The organism is Bacteroides thetaiotaomicron VPI-5482 (genome assembly GCF_000011065.1).
Classification (GTDB): Bacteria; Bacteroidota; Bacteroidia; order Bacteroidales; family Bacteroidaceae; genus Bacteroides; species Bacteroides thetaiotaomicron.
In genome coordinates this window covers 5,890,618-5,912,312 of record NC_004663.1, presented here as the reverse complement: position 1 = coordinate 5,912,312, position 21,695 = coordinate 5,890,618, and the positions used below count along the sequence as shown (strand labels likewise).

Below are 21,695 nucleotides of genomic sequence, written 5' to 3'. Positions count from 1 at the left end.
ACTGAGTACTTATTGAAAGTAACTATATTTGTAAGCAGATAAAAGAGAATTATTTATCATACTTTTACTCACTTAAAATCAATAAAAGATGGAACAGAAAATTTGTCAGTGTTGTGCTATGCCGATCGATGAAACGACATTCGGAACAGAAGCAGACGGCAGCAAGAATGAAGAGTATTGCCAGTATTGCTATGCAGACGGGCATTTCACCAAAGAATGCACAATGGATGAAATGATTGAACTCAACCTGAACTACCTTGAGGAGTTTAATAAGGATTCGGAAGTAAAGTACACTATAGAAGAGGCGCGGGCAACGATGAAAGAGTTCTTCCCTCAACTAAAGAGATGGAAACAATAAGCTAAAAAGGGACTGACCCGAAAGTTCTTCTTCCAAACGTATCTTTGTCACAAAAATATGGACAGTGTCCAAATATCCATTGCAACAAAGAGAAAATGACTTTTCGTACTTTTAGGTCAGCCCCTATTTATTCAACTATCCGCATTCATTTCCGGATGACGTTCAAGCCATCTCACAGCATAAGAGCAGGTAGCTTTCGGCTTCATTCCGTTGGCGAGTGCAAAGTCATAAGCAGCTTTCACCAGTGCAGCAGCAATCCCCCGTCCTTCTATAGGTTTGGGGACAATGGTGTGAATAATATCGAGATAATCACCTAACAGGCGATATTCTACAAAAGCGGTGCGACCGTCGACTTCCGTCTTGAACAGTTTCTGTTCGGGCTGATGAGTAATTTTGTAATCCATAATGTTTATTTTAAAGTTGTTCAATCCATTGTAGCCGATTCGTATCATAGCCACGACGTTCGGCGGCAGTTACTAATTTCTTTTTTATATCCTCCGGCAGTTGGGGCGTCCGGCTCAATATCCAGAGATATTTATCGGTGCTGCTGCCAATAAGAGCATAATTGTAATTCTCCTGGTCCAATTCCATCACATAATAATCGGAATAGAAATTCAAGAAAAAAGAGACTTTCAGTTTACCGGGCTGTGCAGGGTCGGGAATCTTGGCGTGTCCGGTGGCTGTTCTACAAATATCGTAAGGTGAGTTACGTTTATATCCCCGATTCTCAACGCGAATTGTTCCATCGGGACGGAGGGTATAAGTAGCGGTCACTTCCATAAGCCCACGTTCGAAACGATGGTCATACCGGGCAATCTCGTACCAAAGCCCCATATAGCGCTTCAGATCAAGCCGATCTACCGTACTGTGATCCGTCCCCTCAAACAACTTCTCTATGGTAGGAACGGAAAAATGGAATCCGGCTTCCAGCAAGCGTGTAGGACGCACTCTCTGTCCGGCTGTCAGAAAAGAGGCGGCTTCACCGTAGAACAAACGAAAGACCGCTTGCGGAACAATCAAAGTTGTCCACGCATGATACGCCTTTCCCATCGCACGTGTAAACGTGGACTGTGAAACTGCTTGCGGAGCAACCAGATTGAAAACACCTCTCAACTCTTCATTTTCAATAAAGAAGGCCATGGCGCAACAAAGGTCACGAATATCTATCCACGGAAAAGGTTGCGTACCCGGTCCTATAACGGCGGCAACCTTTGTTGCGCGCAGCGGGCGGAGCATCTGTTGCATCGCTCCCCCATCGGGAGAAAGCACGACACCGAAACGGGTAATGACAAGCCTGGTCGGTTGCGGACAACGTTTCGCTTCCTTCTCCCACGCATAACAAAGATCGGACAGGAAACCATCGCCACGAGTCTGTGTATACTCGTCCGATTCCACCAAAGAGGGGTAATACCCTACGGCAGAGGCCGAAATCATTAGTTTCGGTTTGGTTTTGACTGCATTCAAGGCACGGATTATGCGGTGTGTTACCGTTATCCGGCTATTGAAAAGCTCTTGTTTATGTTCCGGCGTCCAGCGCTGATTGATGGGAGCGCCTGCCAAATTTATAATGACATCACAATGCGTCAGCGTCTGAACCAAAAGTCCGGACATACCTTCCCGAAACATCGCTCTTCCCAAAGGAATGATCCGGTGTCCACCCTTTTCGGTCAGATAGTTAGAAAGATGTTTGCCTATATATCCGGTGGCTCCGGTCATTGCTATATTCATCTTGATTCTTCGTTTTTTTAACTATACTAGAGAAACGTATTAAAAGCAGAAAAAGTTCTTTTATTTATATAGAATAAAATCATTCTAATAAATAAATGTTATCTTTGTGCCACATGCAAACAAATAAAAAGACAAAACTTGTGGTCAAAATATGCTCTATTCTATTTCTAGGGACATTTTTGTTCTGTGCCTGCTCTTCAAGAGAACGGACCGAAACATCATTTTTACAAGCTGAATCACTATTAGAAGAACACCCCGACAGCGCATTGCAATTACTTCAAACATTGCCTGCATTACAAGAGCTTTCTCACAAAGAATCCGCCCGCTATACTCTACTTTTAGCGCGGGCAACAGATAAATGTGAAAAATCACTGCTACCCTATGATTCATTACTGAACCTAGCTTTGAATTATTACGATAGCGACGAGAAAGAGCGAGCTGTAGCTTTACTTTACAAAGGACGATTGGAAATAGAAATAAATAGTACAAAGGAGGCTATTGCCCATTTGCAAGAAGCGCTGACTATATTGAAAGACTATCCGAAAGAAATAGAGATCAAACGGCATACGCTCAGTTCGTTAGGAAATCTTTATTTCGACGTTAATTACTATGACGAGGCGTTTAAAGCATATCGGGAATTATACAAATGTTGCATCACAGATAAAGATAAATCCGTAGCACTAAACAGTTTTAGTTTATATTATTGCACACAAGACCAAAAAGATTCGGCAATAATAATCCAACGTAAAGCACTTGATTATGCGTTAGATTCAGGTGACTCTTCTATGATAGGCATATCCGAATTCAATCTAAGCATTAATTACGATGAATTTGAAGAACCTGATTCGGCATTGTATCATGCACGCAATGCCATTAAATGGTTTCCAAAAGGAAAGATTCCAGGAAGTTATTATGGTCATCTTGGAAGCTTGTTGTACGAAAGAGGAGAAAATAAAGACTCTGCCATCTATTATCTCAATAAGAACTTAGAAGATACTAAAAATATAGCAGGCAGAGGCGCTGCTTTATTAAGTTTGTATGATATTGAAAAAGATCTAGGAAACTACAAAGCCGCATCTGCCTATTTAGAAGAACATGTAGAAATTTTAGATTCTATGTATAGTACAGAACAATACAGCGAACTACAACAACTCATTAATAAATATAATATCAAAATCCATATTAGGGAAGAGCAAATAAAAGAGCAACATCGACTCCAACTCATAATCGCACTCTTCATTTTTTGTTGCTTACTTATTATATTATTCTATCAATACCATATTAACAAAAGAAAAAGAATACAACTTATATATCAACAGAATTTAAAGCAAACCCAATATAAACTATCTTCAATGCAGACTATTATTGAAGATAATCAATCAATAATCAGTTTGCTGCAAGAAGAACAGCGCAATCTGAAACAAGACCAAGCGAATAAGATAGATGAAATACAGGAAAGAGAATCTACAATAGAAAGACTTAGACAAGAAAAGCATGAACTGAGAAATTGGTTATTTACCCAAAGTGATATATACAAGAGAATTATCGCCCTCTCGAAACAAGAAGTATCTGACAAAAAAGCAATGAAGGTATTAACAAATGCAGAACTAAAAAGACTCCAAAAGATTATTTTCGAAATTTATGCCGATTATATATCATACTTACAAAAAAAGTATCCCAAGTTGACTGAAGAAGATATTTTATATCTCTGCCTAAATGAAGCAAAATTGCAACCTCTAACTATTGCACTTTGTTTCGGTTATAACAATACGCACCCCATTAATCAACGCAAATTAAGGATAAAAGAGAGAATGAAAGACGAAGAAATGTAAAGTGTGACCAGCATTTTACTATCTCATTAATTATCAAGATATTACAAAACAGCAATGTGACTGCAAATATTATCCATCTATACTAATACTCCATACCTTTGCCTCCATAAATCAATAAAAGAATTGAATATGAAAGCAAAGTTTTTATTTATCTTATTATCGGTATTATTTATTATACCAACAAGTGCAGCAATACTAAATAAGCATAAGCACAAAATTCGACTTACCTCATTTACTCTAAGGAATAAGGCAACAACTCGTTCCCCTATTGAATTTAATATAGATGTACAAGAAACCAACAGTTGCTTGCAAATTATCTTTCTGTCACCTCTGCCGGATGCAGAAATTACTATTACAGATAAAAACGGGAAAACCGTAGTTCATGAACCACCCACTTTCATAAACAAAGGTAAAACATTGTATATAGAAACTCCAAATGGTTATCCTTATACAGTAAAGATTATCTCTCCCATAATGGATATAACAGGAGATATTATAGAAGAAGAAAGCGAATAAAACAATAAAAATAAGATGAAACTAAACATTTATTTAATCGGAGCATTCTTCGGAATGCTTATTCTAGCATCATGCGGCAACGATGATGATGAAACTCCCGTTCCTAAAGATGATTCATGGTATTGGGGATACTTTAAAGGGGAGATAAACGGAAAGGAAATATCTCTGGAAAATGAAGCTCATACTGATTGGTCTGTTCATTCAGTAAAAACAAGTGCATCTCCTCCTAATAACGATACCGATTCTATAAGGGGAATGATGACAAGCATAAAGTACGGTGAGGATGAATTACTTAGCATAACCATCTATCATTTACATAAAGGAATACGTTATATAACAAAATCAACAAAAACAGATTGGATATATGATGGAATTCAAATAACACGTGATACACATAGTGATAAATATGAGGACAAATATATTTACTATATCCCCCAAAAAGAGAAACCATTCCAAGTAGAAATTACTAAATCTGCCTATGCAGACCAATGGCATCCTATTATTGAAGGAAATCTTAACGGAGTGCTTTATCGTTCAGATAACCCTAAAGATTCTATTATAATCAATGGTTCATACGGAACCAGATAATTTTTATCTATTACTAACTTTTATAAAAACATGTATTATGAAAAAGATTTTATTAATGCTCGCAAGTGCTTTTTTCATGTTTTCGTGTTCTCAAGAGGAAGGAACTTCTCCTATCAACGAGAATACAAGTAATTTACCAGTATCGGCAACAGCCGATGCGCAACTCAAATTTGCCAAATTGTTATCACAAGCCGCCTCCGGTAGTATCGAAGTACGCAACTTCTTGAAAAAAGAAGCTTTAGTACAGTTTGACAATGACTACGACATTTTCTATCCATTAATTAAAGATAAAAAAGTATTTGGCAACCAAAGTTTTAGAGATATATTATTATCATACTGCAAAGAAGAAAACGAATTGAGTCAAATTGAGCAATCTCTTCCCTTGTTAAACATAATGGTTCCAGATCTCACTCTATTTTGGGACTTCAATGCCACAACATGGGATACAAGTGATAAAGAAATATCAGTATTGTGTAGAGATGACAAAAACAACACACTATATGAAAATGGCGAAAACATTGGTAATATGACAAACGGAGATATTCCTGGTTTCCCTTGCCTTGTTGTGAAAAACAATGAACGCATGAAAATTACTAGTGTTAATACAAGATCAGGAGAGGCTACTTATGAATTTATAAGTGATGCTTTTGATGGGAGCAAAAAGGTGCAAACCCGGCATTATGATGCTGATAATGATTTAGAAGCAACCGAAGATTTGAATAAATATGTTAGTAAAGATGTAGTAGCCACAGCTATTAACGCTTGGCGAGAATTCAAAAACGTCCCTAATGCCTGCCAAAGAGATTATATTTATTATGGTATCAATAAAACAAATACTCCTGGAAGCTTAAATAGAAATATCAGAGAAAAATTATACCGATTTAGAATTAGTGCTACTGCATTTGGAAGAATCGCAGATGCCGACGGTGATCAAAGATTACAAGACTTGACCCAAACTAAACGTTACCTTTCAAATGAAGAAATTCTTCAAAATATATGGACAGATGGAAATTTCGAATTCCGATTCAAGTCCTATATTGCAGGAGAAACAAATAAAGATGCGATGGAACATTTGCTCACATTTTCCGTAAAAGCAAAAGATGTGTTCTCCATAGAAAAGATACATCTTCATCATAAAAACGGTACCGCATTTAGACAATCAAAGAATTTCTATTCAGTAGATATCAACAATTTAAGATCAAAATGGATTTATCCGGAAAAACTTGAACCCAATAAGGATAACCAAGTTTTCACATTACCATGGGATTTATACAACAAAGCTCTTTCCATTCATATGTATGTAGAAGAATTCGATGTTGATCAGACAATAGAAAAAACAATAACTGTAGTAAATGAATTTACAAACAAAGCAGATTTTTCCATCGAAGGAGGCGGAAGCATAGATAGCGTCAAATTATCTGCCAAATTAGGATATGGTTTTTCACACACCAATACCACAACTAGTAGTACTAAAGTTACAACTACAGTCGGTTCTGACGAATTAGGAACTCTTTCCTTCTTCTTCTATGACCCTATTATCAGAGCAGAATCTAACAATACCTATAAACTATATGACGTATCTAGCGGTGATGTGACAGCAACTATCTTACCGATTAATCTTATTATTACCAGATAAAAGATATAAATACAACATATATAGTTTATAAAATTACGCTGATAAGATACTTACTGACTATCTATAAGCCATCTATATCAAATAAAATAACTAGACTTTAACTTGATATTCAGAACATCGTGGAGGAAATTAAACTTTAGAACAAGTTTGAATCCTTCACTTTGTTTTGAATATTTATATATACGCTTTGCAAAACTCATATACTTTTCCTCCAACCACATATAGTCATTATCCTACACAAGAAATCGAGATTTCATTTCTTAACAGTGATAATAAAGGCCAGATATTGCAGCAACCTGATTTTGTTCCACCGGATTTGTTTAGTTCTGACTAATAAATATTATATTTGCATGAGAACATTTATAAAATCAGAAATAGAGACTATATGATAGAAGCACCCGAAGCCCGTTATCTCTGCGAACAACTCACTGAGACAGTTGTAGGAAAAAGAATATCAGATGTATTTATTCAATTCAGCCCTCACAAATTCGCTTGGTTTAACGGCAATTCCGATGAGTTTGCCGAATGGCTAGTCGATAAGAGGATAAACAGTGCGCAGTCTCAGGGAGGTATGGTAGAGATTACAATAGAAGATAAAGTGCTCGTACTCACGGACGGAGTAAATCTGCGCTATCTGACTCCAGGGACCAAGCTGCCGGCCAAACATCAGTTACTTATTGCATTCGAAGATGAAAGCTGCCTTATAGCGTCCGTGAGAATGTATGGCGGACTCATGTGCTATGACAAGAATGCTGCTACGGGCATGCTTTCCGAATATTACCGGACAGCGAAAAGCAAGCCGCAGGTCATGTCGGACGCTTTCAGCAAAGAATATTTCCTCGGACTGATTAATGATGAAAGTGCGCAGAAGAAATCCGCCAAAGCTTTCCTGGCTACCGAACAGACTGTTCCGGGACTGGGAAACGGTGTATTACAGGACATTCTGTATCATGCCCACATCCATCCAAAGAAAAAAATAGCAGCATTAACAGACAAAGAGAAAGAAAATTTGTTCTATCAAGTAAAGGAAACCATGAACGATATCTACCGACAGGGTGGACGAAACACGGAATCGGACCTGTTCGGAGAAAACGGCAAGTACACAGCTTGCCTCTCTAAAGACACGGCAGGCAAAGCCTGTCCCCGTTGCGGAGAAACCATTGTCAAGGAGAATTATCTTGGCGGTAGCATCTATTACTGCCGTGGTTGCCAGATATTGGAATAAGAACCAATCAAATGACTAAAAGAAAACAGAAAATGAAGAAATTTACCAAGATCAACTACATTCTAACCTTTATATTAGTGTTCTGCATCGGAGCTACCCTGCCTATTCTGATCGGTAGCAGTCATGTAGACGAACAGCATTCCGCCAAATCGGAAGTACCTTATTGCGTCACCTCACCTACCGTTCCCGAGCAGGTGACTTTTGACGGAGAGACGATCGACCTCCGCCGTTACGACCGCCGCGAGCGGATGGACCGGGAGATGATGGCGTTCACCTATATGCACTCCACCACCATGCTGCTAATTAAGCGTGCGAACCGTTACTTCCCAATTATAGAACCGATTCTGAAAGCGAACGGTATCCCCGACGATTTCAAATATCTGATGGTCATCGAAAGTAACCTCAACAACATAGCCCGCTCTCCGGCCGGTGCAGCCGGATTATGGCAATTCATGCCTGCTACCGGACGGGAATTCGGACTCGAAGTAAATGAGAACGTAGACGAACGTTATCACATCGAAAAAGCAACGGTAGCCGCCTGCAAATATTTCAAACAGGCTTATGCCAAATACGGAGACTGGATGGCTGTATCTGCCGCCTATAATGCCGGACAAGGACGAATTTCCTCTCAACTGGACCAGCAACTTGCCAGCCACGCAATGGACTTATGGCTGGTAGAAGAGACTTCCCGCTATATGTTCCGCCTGCTGGCAGTCAAAGAAATATTCAAGAATCCTCAACGATATGGATTCCTGCTGAAAAAGGAACACCTGTACCCGCCTATCCCCTACAAAGAGATAACGGTCACCACCCCCATTGCCAACTTAAGCGATTTTGCCAAACAGCAGGGAATCACATACGCCCAACTTCGAGATGCGAACCCTTGGCTACGCGAACAAACCCTAAAGAACAGGACCGGAAAAACATACGTTCTCCAGATACCTACACAAGAGGGAATGTACTATGATCCAAAGAAGACGGTTGCATATAACAAGCACTGGGTAATAGATTAATGTAATAGGTAATAAGTAGCAGGTAATAAGTAATAGGTAAAATACAGGTTATTGGGATATTGGCCTGTCAACTGATTATTCTCATGAAACTAAAAGAAAGAATCCATTATTTTATGAATGACCAAAAGCTGAAACATAAGCTGTACATCATCATCTTCGAGTCAGACACTCCTTCGGGAAAACTGTTTGATGTGGTTCTTATCGGCTGTATCCTTGCCAGTGTATTATTAGTCATTATAGAAAGCCTGAAAGGGCTCCCCTCCTATCTGACTACCCCATTTGTCGTAATGGAGTACCTTTTCACTGCTTTCTTTACTTTTGAGTATCTGACACGAATATATTGCTCTCCCCGCCCGAAGAAATACATATTCAGTTTCTTCGGCATTGTTGACCTGTTGGCTACCTTGCCGCTTTACATCGGTTTGATCTTTCCGGGAGCACGCTATCTGCTTATCATCCGTGCATTTCGATTGATACGGGTATTCCGTGTCTTTAAGCTATTCAATTTCTTGAATGAAGGCGAACGACTGCTCACCGCACTTCGGGAAAGTAGTAAAAAGATTGCGGTCTTCTTTCTGTTTGTTGTGATTTTGGTTACTTCCATTGGAACGTTAATGTACATGATCGAAGGAACTTTGCCCAATTCTCAATTCAATAACATTCCGAACAGTATCTACTGGGCTATTGTCACGATGACCACCGTAGGATACGGAGATATAACTCCCGTCACCGGACTGGGAAAGTTTCTTTCGGCTTGCGTCATGCTGATCGGTTATACCATCATTGCGGTACCTACCGGCATTGTGTCCGCCTCCATGATGAAGGACTACAAACGGAGAAGAGACAAAGAATGTCCGAACTGCCATCGGTCAGGGCATGAAGACAATGCGCAGTTCTGCAAGTATTGCGGACACGATCTGAATCCGACTTCAGAAAACGAAGATAAAGAGAACGTACAATAAGCAATCGCCAAACAAGAAAGTCTGTTATTCCAATTAACGTCGTCTGAATATTTGCTCAAACAGAAAGATAAAGATACATCCTGCTCCATAGCAGACAATATCTTTCCAATCGAACGTGGAGCCCAAAATGATTCTTAATGCACGGTTGGTGATTCCCAAAGTTTCCACCAACTGAAAATATTGCAGCACTTCGACAAAACAAGCGAACAGGAAAACGTAAAACGGCAGACGGGGTACCCCTGTCGGGATAAATATACGTACGAAACTATATACCAGCACCACGACCAAAGCATCTCCCATATAAGGACGTATGAAACTATCACGTACATACAAGGCTATGAACACCTCTATACAAAATATCACCAGAAAACTAATGATGTAAAATATCCTTTTCTTCATTTCTTATTCAATCTTTGGCGTAATGCACGGTTTTGTCTGCGAATATACGATAAAATGCATATGCTACGTTCAAATATTACTAAATTAATAGCACAAAAAGAGAAAAGAATTGTATATTTATAGGACTAACCGTTTTTAAAGAAAAAAACAGAAGAAACAAACAAAGAAAAGAAAGGAGACCGAACCTATGATGTTGAACGTTGATTTTATGTTAAGATTACTGGTGGCAGGAATACTGGGAGCCATCATCGGACTGGACCGTGAATATCGTGCCAAAGAAGCCGGATACCGCACTCACTTCCTCGTATCATTGGGTAGTGCCCTGATCATGATCGTTTCGCAATACGGATTTCAAGAGATCATCAAAGAAAACAGTGTGACGCTCGACCCCAGCCGTGTAGCGGCACAAGTAGTCAGCGGCATCGGATTCATCGGTGCAGGAACCATTATCCTACAGAAACAAATCGTCCGTGGACTGACCACAGCCGCCGGCATATGGGCTACAGCCGGCATCGGTCTGGCAGTCGGCGCGGGAATGTACACCATCGGCATAGCCACTACCGTACTGACTCTGATCGGCCTGGAACTACTCAGTTACATCTTCAAGAGTGTAGGCATGAAAAGTTCGATGATCTCCTTCTCTACTAACAACAAAGACACCTTGAAACAGATAGCGGACAGATTTAATTCAAAAGATTATATGATTGTCTCTTACGAAATGGAAACACAGCATTCGGGTGAAATGGAATCCTATCAAGTCACACAATGGTCATCAAATCAAAACGGAACAATGATGAAGGACATTTACTTTCGTTGATGCAGAAATTTCCGGATGTGACGGTGCAGCGGATAGAATAAGCCTACTTCTGCTTCTCCGTCAGATACTTCCAGTAGCGGACAGGCATATCCTTTTTGTGCTTCCTCGGATTCATGCGTTCTTTAATGCAGATAGCCTTGAAATACGTTTTCCAGAGCTTCTGAAAGATCTTCTCATTTTCATCCATCAAGCTCTCGTCCAGCATCCCCGTAATCAGATGAGCTTCCCGGCTGTCGTCATCAAAAGAAATCGTAGTCACTTCCTGCAAATCATAGTAAAAGCCATAACGCCGCTTCATATCATAGATAATCCACTTCTGATCGGCAAAACGATCTTTGAAATGCTGAACGGTTAGCGGTAAGGCATTATACTGCGGTTCGAAGGCAGCAAAGAACGTACCGTCCGCCGCTTTCTGAAAACGCACGAACTGCATCAGATGCATCCGTTCGCCATCCACCTTCTTCCATATCTGGGCAAGCAGAAGCACATCCGGATCGCCGAAGTTAGTCTCGATAGAACGGGGAGCGTCGATCGCCTTACGAATATAACGAAAGATAACCATCCCTATATCCGGCAATTCCGACAACCAACACTGGGTGAGGCAGCCAAGCGCGGAAGAAGAAACTTTCTTCTGCAAGCCACGCCACACGCGGGCGGCTTTCTCTTCATCGGTGACCACCGTATGCAATTCATCATAAAACAAAGGTAAAGCATCCCCTTCCGACAACAGGAAATCGGGAAAGGTCTTACGAAAATAAGCGTCGAAGACAGCAGTCAGCAGACCATCAAAAGTTTTATCGTAGATATAGACGTTCATTATCTTGCGGTTTACAACATCTGAAACTCCATTTATTCCCCAAAATCCAGTATCAACTGGCGGTCGTCCACCTTCTTCTTAGGCTTCGGAAGCAGCAGACTGCGTACCCGCTGCGGAGAAAGCTCATTCACCGTCTGCATCTGCAAAGGCAGTTCCCTGCACGTAATGAAGTACTGCGCTTTTTTCATCACTACGCCTATCTTTTTCAACTCATAAAAGCCCAGACGGGAAAAACGACGGGATGCCACAATCAACTTAGCAGACTTCACCCCGATGCCCGGCACACGGAGCAACATTTCATAATCCGCCTTATTGATATCGACAGGAAACTGTTCCGGATGACGCAAAGCCCACGAGAGCTTCGGGTCTATCTCCAGATCTAGATCAGGATATGCGTCATCTACGATTTCATCCACTTTAAACTGATAGAAACGGAGCAACCAGTCCGCCTGATAAAGACGGTTCTCACGTACCAGAGGCGGTTGTTTCAGTGCAGGCAGGCGTGTATCGTACGTATTCACGGAGACGTATCCGGAGTAATAAACACGCTTCATCGTCGGCCGTCCATAGAGTGCCGACGAAAGGTAAAGGATATCTTTATCCGACTCGGAGGTAGCCCCTACAATCATCTGCGTGCTCTGTCCCGCAGGCGCAAAACGGGGAGCATGACGGAACTTCTGTCGTTCTTCCTTGCTTTCCAGCACGCCTTGCTGGATATACTTCATCGGAGCGAAAACACTCTTATGATCCTTTTCGGGAGCCAGCAGTTTGAGGTTCTCTTCTTTCGGGATTTCTACGTTGACACTAAGGCGGTCGGCATACAGCCCGGCTTCATTCACCAGTTCCCGGCTTGCTCCGGGAATGCTTTTCAGATGAATATATCCGTTAAAGCGATGCACCTGACGCAAATCTTTCGCCACACGCACAAGCCGTTCCATCGTATAATCCGGACTACGGACCACACCGGAACTAAGAAACAAACCTTCGATATAATTGCGCCGGTAGAATTCAATCGTCAGTTCCACTAGTTCGGAGACAGACAACGTGGCGCGAGGCAGATCATTACTGCGCCGGTTGATACAGTAGGCACAGTCGTAAATGCAATAATTGGTCAGCATGACTTTGAGCAAGGAGATGCACCGTCCGTCTTCGGCAAAGCTGTGGCAGATTCCCCATCCACCTACGGTATTGCCCAGCATGCCCGGTTTATTGGAGCGCACTGTACCGCTGGATGCACAGGATACATCGTACTTGGCCGATTCTGCAAGTATCTTTAGTTTAGTAAGGACATTTTCGTTCATGGACCCAATCTGATTACAGACGCAAATATACGATTTTAATCGGAATGCCGGTTGATAACGAACCAAATCACTCATATTTTGTTCTCTATAAACAAAACAATCAGACTTTATAATAAAATCAGTCTATATATATAAAAAAGAGGATGCCCGTGGGAAAAATGTGAGGGGCATCCTCTGTAAGGAACAGAGATCGGAAAAGAAGACTTTCACAAGCATTGCTTTCCATCTGCACCTTGTGGGGTTATCTTCACTAACAAGTGAAGAAAGGGTTCATTGCAGAAGTCCGGGCTTTCACAAGTACGGGCTTCCTCTTTTACCTCCCATACAGGTCCCTCATACTTTTATTAATAGAATAGAGGAATGGGGTATATACCCGCATGAGAAGTGGGAAAATATTATTCTGCAATACAGACGCTTACCCGGTTTTCTTCAGGCACCCGGAAAGGCTGTACTGTATCTCCTTTGAAATCCGTAACGATTCTGTCCGCCGCTATTCCTTTGGCTTTCAAGGCATCGGCAACAATCTTCGCACGTTTTTCGGATAAAGTCATATTGATTCTCGGATTACCGGTTTCTTTGTCGGCATATCCGGTTATGGCAACTTTGCTTGCCGGATACTTTTCCATGTATGCCACCATTGCATCGATCTTCGATTGCTGGTCTTTCTGGAGAAGTGCGGAGTTCAGAGCAAAGAATATATTCTGTTTCATAGGTTCCACTACCACTGCCACAGATTCCGGTTCGGGCTGTTTCACGACAGGTTGTGGTTTTGGTTGTTCTACTATCGGTTCCGGTTCATAATATACCGGAGCTGTTTTCTTATAGCTTTTTCCTAATTTGATGTTCAGGCCCACTAATACGTTAAATTGCCAGTCGCAGTTGCCTGCCTTTTTCGAGTTGAATTTGTCGGACAGTGCATTTGCGTTTCCTTCAATATTGATAGCCAGCCGGTCATTGAGGCGCAGATCACATCCCAGTCCCATACGTCCGGCTATAAGATTTTGTTTGTCCTGCCATAAATACTCTAATTCATGAGATCTTGTGTCCAGTGCGTTTGCTTCGTCGTTGTCGAAAGCATGATTCAATCCTGCACCGCCAAAAATATATGCGTTGAATACACGTTTAGGATTAAAACCACAAAATAAAGTACTAAGATCTGCCATGATATCCAGATTGCCTTGCAGATATTTGTATTGATAGGTTTGAGAAGGAGTGACCCATCCTGCCTTTGCCTGCCAACCGCTTACGCCTAAACGGGCTCCAAATGCGGGTGCAAACTTATACCCTACATTAACGGCTGCTGCCGGAGAGATCAGATCTGTAAAATCGGCTTCGCCTACCGTATGCGCAGCTCCAGCCTGAACTTGCATAAACCAATGAGGTTTGAACACTGTCTTGCCCTCTTCCTTGATTTGTCGCTGTTCCTGAGCGAATGCTACTGTGCTGCTGACAGTAAGTATGGCTACTAGTAAATTTCTTATTCTCATAATTTTATATATTTAATGTCTTATCACAGAGTATTCCACAGAATGTACTTGTTATGGTGAAAAGGGTGCTCTTTTCTGATTAGAGCACCCTTTTTGTTATTGAATGTCTAAGAATTCATTGACATTTCAATTCTTAGTTCTTCGGATTAACTGTAATAGTCAATGTAGAAGAAGTAGTTCCCCAGCCATAATTTACTGTAGCAGGAATGAATATCTGATAAGTATATCCAACTGGTGAGCTAACATTTACATATTTCACTGTGTTACCTTCCTGAACCAAAGTAGCACCGTCAGGCAACTTGTTACCGTTGTATTCCAAGCTTGTAGTTACTTTGTTCAAATCCAGTGTTACATCGCCGAACGGACCATAGAAGAACCAGTATTGTCCAGGATTCCAATCCGGTCTGCCCCACTCTTTCTTCGTCCATTCCCAACATCCTGAGATCTGTCCGTAAGATGTTCCTTCGAATGCAGGCTTTTCAGTGTGTTTGTGAGGAACCATTGTCCAGTTACCTTCAACCCACTTGTAAACTGCCGGTACGTAGTTGATACTCTTCACATAGTCGTACTCAATAGTAGTGCTTGCAGGTTTAGAAACTTCCGTATATATAATATCGCCATCTAATTCAACATGTGGATATATCAACGGCCATCCAGCTAATTTCTGTGCTTCAAGAGAGGCGTCAACTTCTGCCTGAGTCAAGAACTCTTCAGTTGTGTAAGTCTTCTTAGTAGATCCACCCAATCTGTTATAGTATCTATAAGTAGCCTTACCTGTATACATAGTAGTCACAGTAGTGGTAGTAAACTTAATCGTACCATATTCTACATCCAACTGAGCCGGTGTAACCATTTCTTCGTGACCTTGAACATATTCGAATTCAGGAGTACAAACTCTCTTCCAGTAAGAATGAACATTTTCAACCCATGACCAGCTATCCTTCACAATTGCTTCGTTTCTCCAGTCAGTCAACAGACCATTCCATTGGAAGTCAGCAACATCACCGCCAGTCTTAGCGTCTATTACTGCAATACCGCTCGGCATGTTCAAGTTAACAGGACGGATAAAGTCAACCATAAATTCGTTCACAGTCACTTCGTCGCCATTGCTCATCGTGTAGATGTGTGCAACGACAGCTTGCAGACCGTTTGCGCTGTTCAACGCAGCCTTCACAGCAGCATTGCTCTTATCCAAAGTGATATAGTTACCGTCGATCTGAACACCAGACATTACAGGAGAAGTCAAGTTACCGTTAGAGTAAGTCTTGATTACTTTGTAACGAGCAGATTCGCAACCCGGAAGTCCTTTCACAGTGTAAGCAGAGTAAGCTTCTGTCAATGCTCTTCTGAACTGACAATCACTTGCAGGAGAAGCAACTGAGTTAGGTACACTCACATTTACATTGAAGTACTTGTACTCATCACCATCTTTCGTCCAGTAAATATCATTTTCAGTAGCATCCAAAGTAAGTTCAGGCAACTTCACGTTTACTGTGAACTTGAATGTGATGCTTGCAGGATATTCAGAAGAAGTCAGCTTGTTCTTCACTGTTACAGTTGCAACAAATTGAGAACCACCGGCACCGATCTTACCCAGTTCACCATGATTAAATGACCATACGATCTTCTTCGTAGCAGTACCTACTGAAGTATCACCGTCAACGATTCTCGGCAGAGTCATAGTGTGTGACAGGTTGTTCTTCTTCACTACAGCAACAGCACCGGAAGCATCATACAAGTTCCAGAATTCTTCGTGGCTCATGCTTGTTTCCTTACCGTTAGTAATAACGCGGTAAACATTTTCACGGATGAATTGCTCTGTGATAGTGTATTCAGCAGCTGTTTCAGTACATTTAGCTACCAAGTCATAAGCCTTGTCACCTACTACAAGGTCATCTTGCTTCGTCACACCAAATTCGATCTTCACGAATCCGCGACGTACTACATTGCCTGCTTCGTCTACCAATTCCACTTTCAGGATAGGAGTACGACCGATCGCTTCTTTATTGAAGCCTTCTGCCTGGTACAAACCTGCCGCAGCGTCGTTACATACCACCCATTTCTGCTGGTTGGTTGAAGTTTCACCTTCAGTGATGTTGTAATCAGAAGAAGCTACAGAGAACTTATATGACAACTTATAGTCTTCGATCGGGAATTCTTTGTGATTACCGTTACCGAAGCAAGTAGCCACCAGGTCTTTCAGGTTGAATACTTGATCGTAAGGAGTTGTATAGCGAACAGCTTCTGACTTACAAGCAGTGAAAGTAGTTGCATAATGAGCACCGTCAGCACCTGAAACTAAAGTAGCTTTATCAGAGATGCGAACGTCCGGTGCAGCCAGTACGTCATCATAGATAGATACATACGGAGAAGTAACCACTACGTTAGTCTCGTCTTTGTCTACAGCATCACCCTTCAGAGTAGCCTGCAAAGCAACCATGTTTACTTTATCTTCTGCCGGCTGAGTAGAATGAACGTTAAGACGAAGCAGTTTGAAGTCCACTGTTCCTGTTGCAGCGTTAGCAACCGGAGTACCGCTGATCTGAACCCACTGGCTGGCAGCCGCACGAGTGTTGATCACTGTAGCGCTACGATCCAAGTAGCTATAGTCAGCATTGCCCAACTTGAAGCTAGCCGGGTTGAAGTGGTAGCTTGCAGTTGCCAAAGCAGCTGTAGAAATACTATAATTCGTAGGAATAGCAGCATTTTCACCGCTTCCCATCGGAGCATATTTCAATGAGTTGAACTTGATCGCTTCCACACCGTCTACGATATAGTCGGGAGCAAACGTGATGCTTGTCAGACGGCAAGTCATCAAAGTGTGCAGGCTCACCAAGTCAGCGTTGATAGTAATAATCTGGCTGTTGATGGTTCTGATGTCACCCTGAATACCTGAGATATCCGATTTGATAGCATCCAGCTCATCGTTGATCTTATCTTCGAGGTCAGCGATATCCTGAGCTGTAGAGTTCTTCAACGCTTCAATGGCAGATTTATTCTCACCGATCAAAGCTTTCAGACCGCCTTCACCGTTGATTTCATCCCAAAGTTTCTTAATCTCATCCTGTGCAGCTTCGATAGCTTCCTGCGCTGCCGCGATATCTTCCTTGTTAGCGTCAGCTATATCCTTTACACCTTCTGCATAAAGTTTCAAAGCGGCGAGCTGAGTCTGCAAGTCTTTATCTGCTGTAATCAACGTTTCGATAGCATCCTGAGCATTTTTGATCGCTTCGGTATTTTCTTTCACTGCTCCGTTGGCAAGATTGCTCAAACCTGTTTCGATACCTTCAATCTGAGCACCGAGTGCTTTTACAGCAGCTTCGTGTACTGTCACATCCAGTTTGTTGTCAATAGCAGCCTGCATTGAATTTCTCAATGCTTCAACCTGTGTTGCGGCTTCCGCTATCGCATCTGCTTTTGCTTGCGCAGCGGCAGCTTTCGCTTCTTCTGCCAGCGCTTTCGCTGTAGCAGCATCGGCAGCAGCCTGGTCGCCGGCAGTTTTTGCAGCTTCTGCGGCAGTCTTAGCTTCTGCAGCAGCTGTCTTTGCAGCATCAGCAGCAGCCTGTGCAGCTTCTGCAGCACTCTTCAGCGTTGTCAGCTGAGTCTGAAGATCGCCAACGGTGCTTCCGCTTTTGTCAATTTGTTCCTGCAGACTCTTGATGTCGTCATCGTAGTCTTTACAAGAAGTAAATGTACCTGCCGAGGACGCTATCAGCGCTCCAAACAGGACAGCATTTAAAAACTTTTTGTTCATAATAAAAAACTTTTAATTTATAAATTAAAAAAATAATAAAAATATAATTTCTCACTTTTGATTTTAAATCCCATGTGTTGTTCCGTTCATTTCTCGTGCGACCTCCTTTTCTTAATTCATTCAACCTTTATTTCCCTTATATAATACACTATGAAGCATACGGGCCAAACAGCCTTTACCCGTTACTTTCTAGGTAACGGGTAAACCTTTGTCCTGACTCCTGTGGAGCTATCTATATGAAAAACCAGACTATTTTACAGTGAAACATATTTACCCCTGCTTCAGACATGCGGCAGAGGGGAGGAAATTCTTTGTATCTTGATCAGAGGTTAACAGGTCCCTAATAGAAAGAAATCCGTTGTTTTATCGTATTATTTCTCTTTTTTTAGTAGTTTATCAGAAAAAATATCTTTTTTGTTTGCATGTTTTCCAAAATATATCCATCTTTGCAACGCTATTTAGCTCCGTTACCTAGAAAGTAACAGATTCATTTTCAAGATACTACTCCAGCTATTGAATGTTTTACAAAATCAATAATCTGATTATTAGCCTCATCAATTTTCTTATTACGGAAAGGTTTTAGATAAGTCTCGGTCACCTTGATGGACGAGTGCCCCATAGCTTCGGAGATAATACCCGGATGAATTTCGCAATAATAGGCTGTTGTAGCCCATGTATGGCGGGCGGTGTATGAACTCAGTTTATCGTTCAGTCCCAATACCTCCCCCAAGAGCGTGAGCTGCTGGTTGAAGCTGCGCAATGCCAACTGATATTCCCGGTAAGCCTCCTTTGTTCCCTCTCCGCTTTTCAGCAGTGAGAAGAGATAGGGCGAATGGCTGTCGCGGTTCATATACTTCTTTAATAGTTCGAGCGCTTCCGGAGTAAGCGTCACCGACAAGGGCCGGCCTGTCTTCCGCCTGCGGTAAGTGATCACGTTATCCCTCAAATCACTTTTACGCAGATAAGCGAGATCGACAAACGGCAGACCACGAAGCAAGAACATCAGCACGAACATGTCCTGCGCACGCCTCACGGCAAGAGGTATGGCGGAAGATGAAGGCAGTCTGGTGAATACCTTCTTCATATCTTCATCACACAATGCCCTCTTATGGTCCGCACGCGTGCCCGTATAAACAGAGCGGAACAGATGGGGCGTATAAACGACCATCCTACTGTTGACGGCACGATTGTACACCGCACGAAATGTTCTTAGATAAGTGGAAACGGTGTTCCAGCTACATCCCTTCCCACGAAGGTGTATCTCGAAACCTTTCAACCACTCCGGGGTGACCTCGTCAAAAGAAAAATCCCCTTCCCCACAATAAGCAATGATGGCATTGGTGCTGCTGCGATATACGTGCGCCGTACCAAAGTTTCCCCCCATCCGTAGCTCTTCGGCTACTTGCTTCATAAATGCTACTACTTTTAACATTGTACTCAGTATTAAATATTACACAATAAATATACACATATTTCAGCAACTATAATTGCCTAATACGCATATACACGACCAATTTTCAGAATAAGACACTCCGAAAATCAGTATCACCGAAAAACGAAACAACAAATAGGGAAAGATTGAGTTCATTTATTCAAATTACCATGAATAACTTTTCACATATAGCGACATCTATTGATCACTAAAAAAGGACCTTTCTTAAAAAAGGAATATTTAAACAGTGAAAGAAGGGCATAATTGTATCCCACTTTAAAGAAAGGCATAAAAATGCCATCATTCACAAATACAGGATTCCTCTTTTTTACTATTCAAAGAGTTTATCGGTCAAATCAGAAGTATAATTCTTTTTCACTGATCATTCTGATCGCTTACTGAAGAAAAACAGTTCCGAATGACACTTTTATTTTCCCGGTATTTATGGATCAATTAGAAGAAAATTAAGCAAAAACAGCTTTTTCAGGTCTTCCTTACCGACGGAAAACAGGTTGGTCGGTGAGGAAGGAGGCGTTGGTTTTAAAGAAACACCCCCTTGGTTTAAAACCAAAAGATACTTTTTTGTTTTGAAAAGGTGTATATTTCATGTAGTTTCATGCAAAGAATGTTTTTTTTTCGTATATTATTGCATTTATTTATGCAGATTTTTCTCTAGTTCGTTATTTTTAGAGTGACCGTTTTTCAATGTAATCTTAAAAATAGCACATTCGTCCGATATTTCGGGTTTCAGAAAAGAGAAGGAGGTATAAATAGAAGAAGAGGATGCATCTCACGACACATCCTCTTCTTTTTTCCTGATATCTTAGTAGACTTCTATTTCTTAGTTTTTAGAAGCTTCCAAAGATGCTTTGCGGAATTCTTTCATTGCTTTTTCGATTTCCAAAGAAGCCTTACGAGCACGAGTTCCTGCTGCTTTGTTACCGTTTTCAATCTGAGCGTTAGCATCTTTTGAGAAGTCAGCATACAGAGCTGCTACTTTTTCTACCAATTCTTTCATAATCCTTTTATTTTTTTCGTTAATAATGTGTCGCAAAAATACACTGTTTCCCGAAATAAACGCATAAAAACAATATTTTTTTTGAATTTATCTGCGAAAATAAGCTAAAAAAAAGGCTTTTCACCATTTTTCCCTACCTTTGTAGCCATGAAAACGCTTACTGATACGGATCACATACATACTTTGATAGCTGAAGGAGAGCATCAGCAACAGGACTTCAAATTCGAAATTTCCGACGCACGCAAGATTGCCAAAACGCTGTCGGCTTTTGCCAATACCGACGGAGGACGGCTATTGATCGGCGTGAAAGACAATGGACGAATAGCCGGCGTACGATCTGAAGAGGAAAAATATATGATTGAAGCAGCCGCACAACTTTATTGCATCCCGGAGATAGATTATACTTTACAAACATATATCGTGGAAGGCAAACAGGTATTAGTAGCCACCATCGAAGAGAATCCGCACAAGCCTGTCTATGCGAAAGACGAAAACGGAAAGCCTCTCGCCTATCTCCGCATCAAGGATGAGAATATACTGGCTACCCCTATCCACCTGCGTGTATGGCAACAAAGTGGCAGCCCGCGGGGAGAACTGATCCGCTATACGGAACGCGAACAACTCCTGCTCGACCTGCTGGAACAGGGAACGCTGCTTTCACTCAACCGGTATTGTCGGCAGACCGGTATTTCCCGACGTGCCGCCGAACATCTGCTTGCCAAATTTGTTCGGTATGATATAGTAGAGCCCGTATTCGAAAATCATAAATTTTATTTCCGAATGAAAAACGAGTGATATATTACGATTTACTC

18 protein-coding genes and 1 pseudogene are annotated in these 21,695 nt (G+C 41.5%); 10 read left to right on the top strand and 9 right to left on the bottom strand.

Annotated elements, in window-relative coordinates:
* The first annotated feature begins 88 nt into the window (after window positions 1-88).
* A complete protein-coding gene (locus BT_RS22670) occupies window positions 89-358 on the top strand; it encodes a zinc ribbon domain-containing protein (protein WP_008760147.1) in 270 nt (89 codons plus the stop codon).
* 131 nt (window positions 359-489) lie between these two features.
* On the opposite strand, the gene BT_RS22665 is transcribed toward BT_RS22670, so the two are convergent.
* Window positions 490-762, bottom strand: a complete 273-nt coding sequence (locus tag BT_RS22665) for a GNAT family N-acetyltransferase (RefSeq protein WP_008764645.1) — start codon at window positions 760-762, stop codon at window positions 490-492.
* Window positions 763-772: 10 nt separating this feature from the next.
* Window positions 773-2,086, bottom strand: coding sequence for a TIGR01777 family oxidoreductase (locus BT_RS22660; RefSeq protein ID WP_011109287.1), 1,314 nt, complete (start codon window positions 2,084-2,086; stop codon window positions 773-775).
* 95 nt (window positions 2,087-2,181) lie between these two features.
* Here BT_RS22660 and BT_RS22655 point away from each other — a divergent pair, with 95 nt between their 5' ends.
* The 7 genes from BT_RS22655 (at window position 2,182) to BT_RS22625 (ending at window position 9,858) form a co-directional block, all read left to right on the top strand.
* Entirely contained in the window at window positions 2,182-3,918 is a 1,737-nt protein-coding gene (locus BT_RS22655) for a hypothetical protein (protein ID WP_011109286.1), read from the top strand.
* A gap of 129 nt (window positions 3,919-4,047) precedes the next feature.
* A complete protein-coding gene (locus BT_RS22650; protein WP_011109285.1) occupies window positions 4,048-4,434 on the top strand; it encodes a DUF3244 domain-containing protein in 387 nt (128 codons plus the stop codon).
* 15 nt (window positions 4,435-4,449) lie between these two features.
* Complete coding sequence (locus BT_RS22645; protein ID WP_008764641.1) at window positions 4,450-5,022, top strand: DUF5025 domain-containing protein; 573 nt, start codon at window positions 4,450-4,452, stop codon at window positions 5,020-5,022.
* A 37-nt stretch (window positions 5,023-5,059) separates the two neighbouring features.
* Window positions 5,060-6,658 carry a hypothetical protein gene (locus BT_RS22640; protein ID WP_011109284.1) on the top strand — a complete coding sequence of 533 codons (1,599 nt, stop codon included), beginning with the start codon at window positions 5,060-5,062 and terminating at the stop codon, window positions 6,656-6,658.
* A 385-nt stretch (window positions 6,659-7,043) separates the two neighbouring features.
* Window positions 7,044-7,883, top strand: a complete 840-nt coding sequence (locus BT_RS22635) for a DNA-formamidopyrimidine glycosylase family protein (protein ID WP_011109283.1) — start codon at window positions 7,044-7,046, stop codon at window positions 7,881-7,883.
* A gap of 32 nt (window positions 7,884-7,915) precedes the next feature.
* Window positions 7,916-8,896 (top strand): lytic transglycosylase domain-containing protein, encoded by a 981-nt coding sequence (locus tag BT_RS22630; protein WP_055217507.1) that lies wholly within the window; start codon window positions 7,916-7,918, stop codon window positions 8,894-8,896.
* Between the two features lie 83 nt (window positions 8,897-8,979).
* Window positions 8,980-9,858, top strand: a complete 879-nt coding sequence (locus BT_RS22625) for an ion transporter (RefSeq protein ID WP_011109281.1) — start codon at window positions 8,980-8,982, stop codon at window positions 9,856-9,858.
* Between the two features lie 33 nt (window positions 9,859-9,891).
* Here the strand turns inward: BT_RS22625 and BT_RS22620 are convergent, their stop codons facing one another.
* Window positions 9,892-10,257, bottom strand: coding sequence for a DUF2809 domain-containing protein (locus BT_RS22620; RefSeq protein ID WP_011109280.1), 366 nt, complete (start codon window positions 10,255-10,257; stop codon window positions 9,892-9,894).
* A 187-nt stretch (window positions 10,258-10,444) separates the two neighbouring features.
* On the opposite strand from BT_RS22620, the pseudogene BT_RS22615 reads away from it, so the two are divergent.
* Window positions 10,445-11,115 (top strand): annotated as a pseudogene (locus BT_RS22615) (MgtC/SapB family protein).
* A 2-nt stretch (window positions 11,116-11,117) separates the two neighbouring features.
* Here the strand turns inward: BT_RS22615 and BT_RS22610 are convergent.
* The 6 genes from BT_RS22610 to BT_RS22585 all read right to left on the bottom strand — a co-directional run bounded on the left by BT_RS22610 (window position 11,118) and on the right by BT_RS22585 (window position 20,883).
* Window positions 11,118-11,891, bottom strand: coding sequence for a TIGR03915 family putative DNA repair protein (locus BT_RS22610; protein ID WP_011109278.1), 774 nt, complete (start codon window positions 11,889-11,891; stop codon window positions 11,118-11,120).
* A 32-nt stretch (window positions 11,892-11,923) separates the two neighbouring features.
* Window positions 11,924-13,192 (bottom strand): putative DNA modification/repair radical SAM protein, encoded by a 1,269-nt coding sequence (locus BT_RS22605; protein WP_008764634.1) that lies wholly within the window; start codon window positions 13,190-13,192, stop codon window positions 11,924-11,926.
* 395 nt (window positions 13,193-13,587) lie between these two features.
* A complete protein-coding gene (locus BT_RS22600) occupies window positions 13,588-14,679 on the bottom strand; it encodes an OmpA family protein (RefSeq protein WP_011109277.1) in 1,092 nt (363 codons plus the stop codon).
* 133 nt (window positions 14,680-14,812) lie between these two features.
* Window positions 14,813-18,433 carry a hypothetical protein gene (locus BT_RS22595; RefSeq protein WP_011109276.1) on the bottom strand — a complete coding sequence of 1,207 codons (3,621 nt, stop codon included), beginning with the start codon at window positions 18,431-18,433 and terminating at the stop codon, window positions 14,813-14,815.
* Between the two features lie 493 nt (window positions 18,434-18,926).
* Window positions 18,927-19,865 carry a tyrosine-type recombinase/integrase gene (locus BT_RS22590; RefSeq protein ID WP_070750149.1) on the bottom strand — a complete coding sequence of 313 codons (939 nt, stop codon included), beginning with the start codon at window positions 19,863-19,865 and terminating at the stop codon, window positions 18,927-18,929.
* An 841-nt stretch (window positions 19,866-20,706) separates the two neighbouring features.
* Entirely contained in the window at window positions 20,707-20,883 is a 177-nt protein-coding gene (locus tag BT_RS22585; protein WP_008760134.1) for a histone H1, read from the bottom strand.
* A 147-nt stretch (window positions 20,884-21,030) separates the two neighbouring features.
* On the opposite strand from BT_RS22585, the gene BT_RS22580 reads away from it, so the two are divergent.
* The gene (locus tag BT_RS22580; protein WP_011109273.1) at window positions 21,031-21,678 is read left to right on the top strand and encodes an AlbA family DNA-binding domain-containing protein; all 648 of its coding nucleotides are present in this window, start codon (window positions 21,031-21,033) and stop codon (window positions 21,676-21,678) included.
* Window positions 21,679-21,695: the final 17 nt, after the last annotated feature.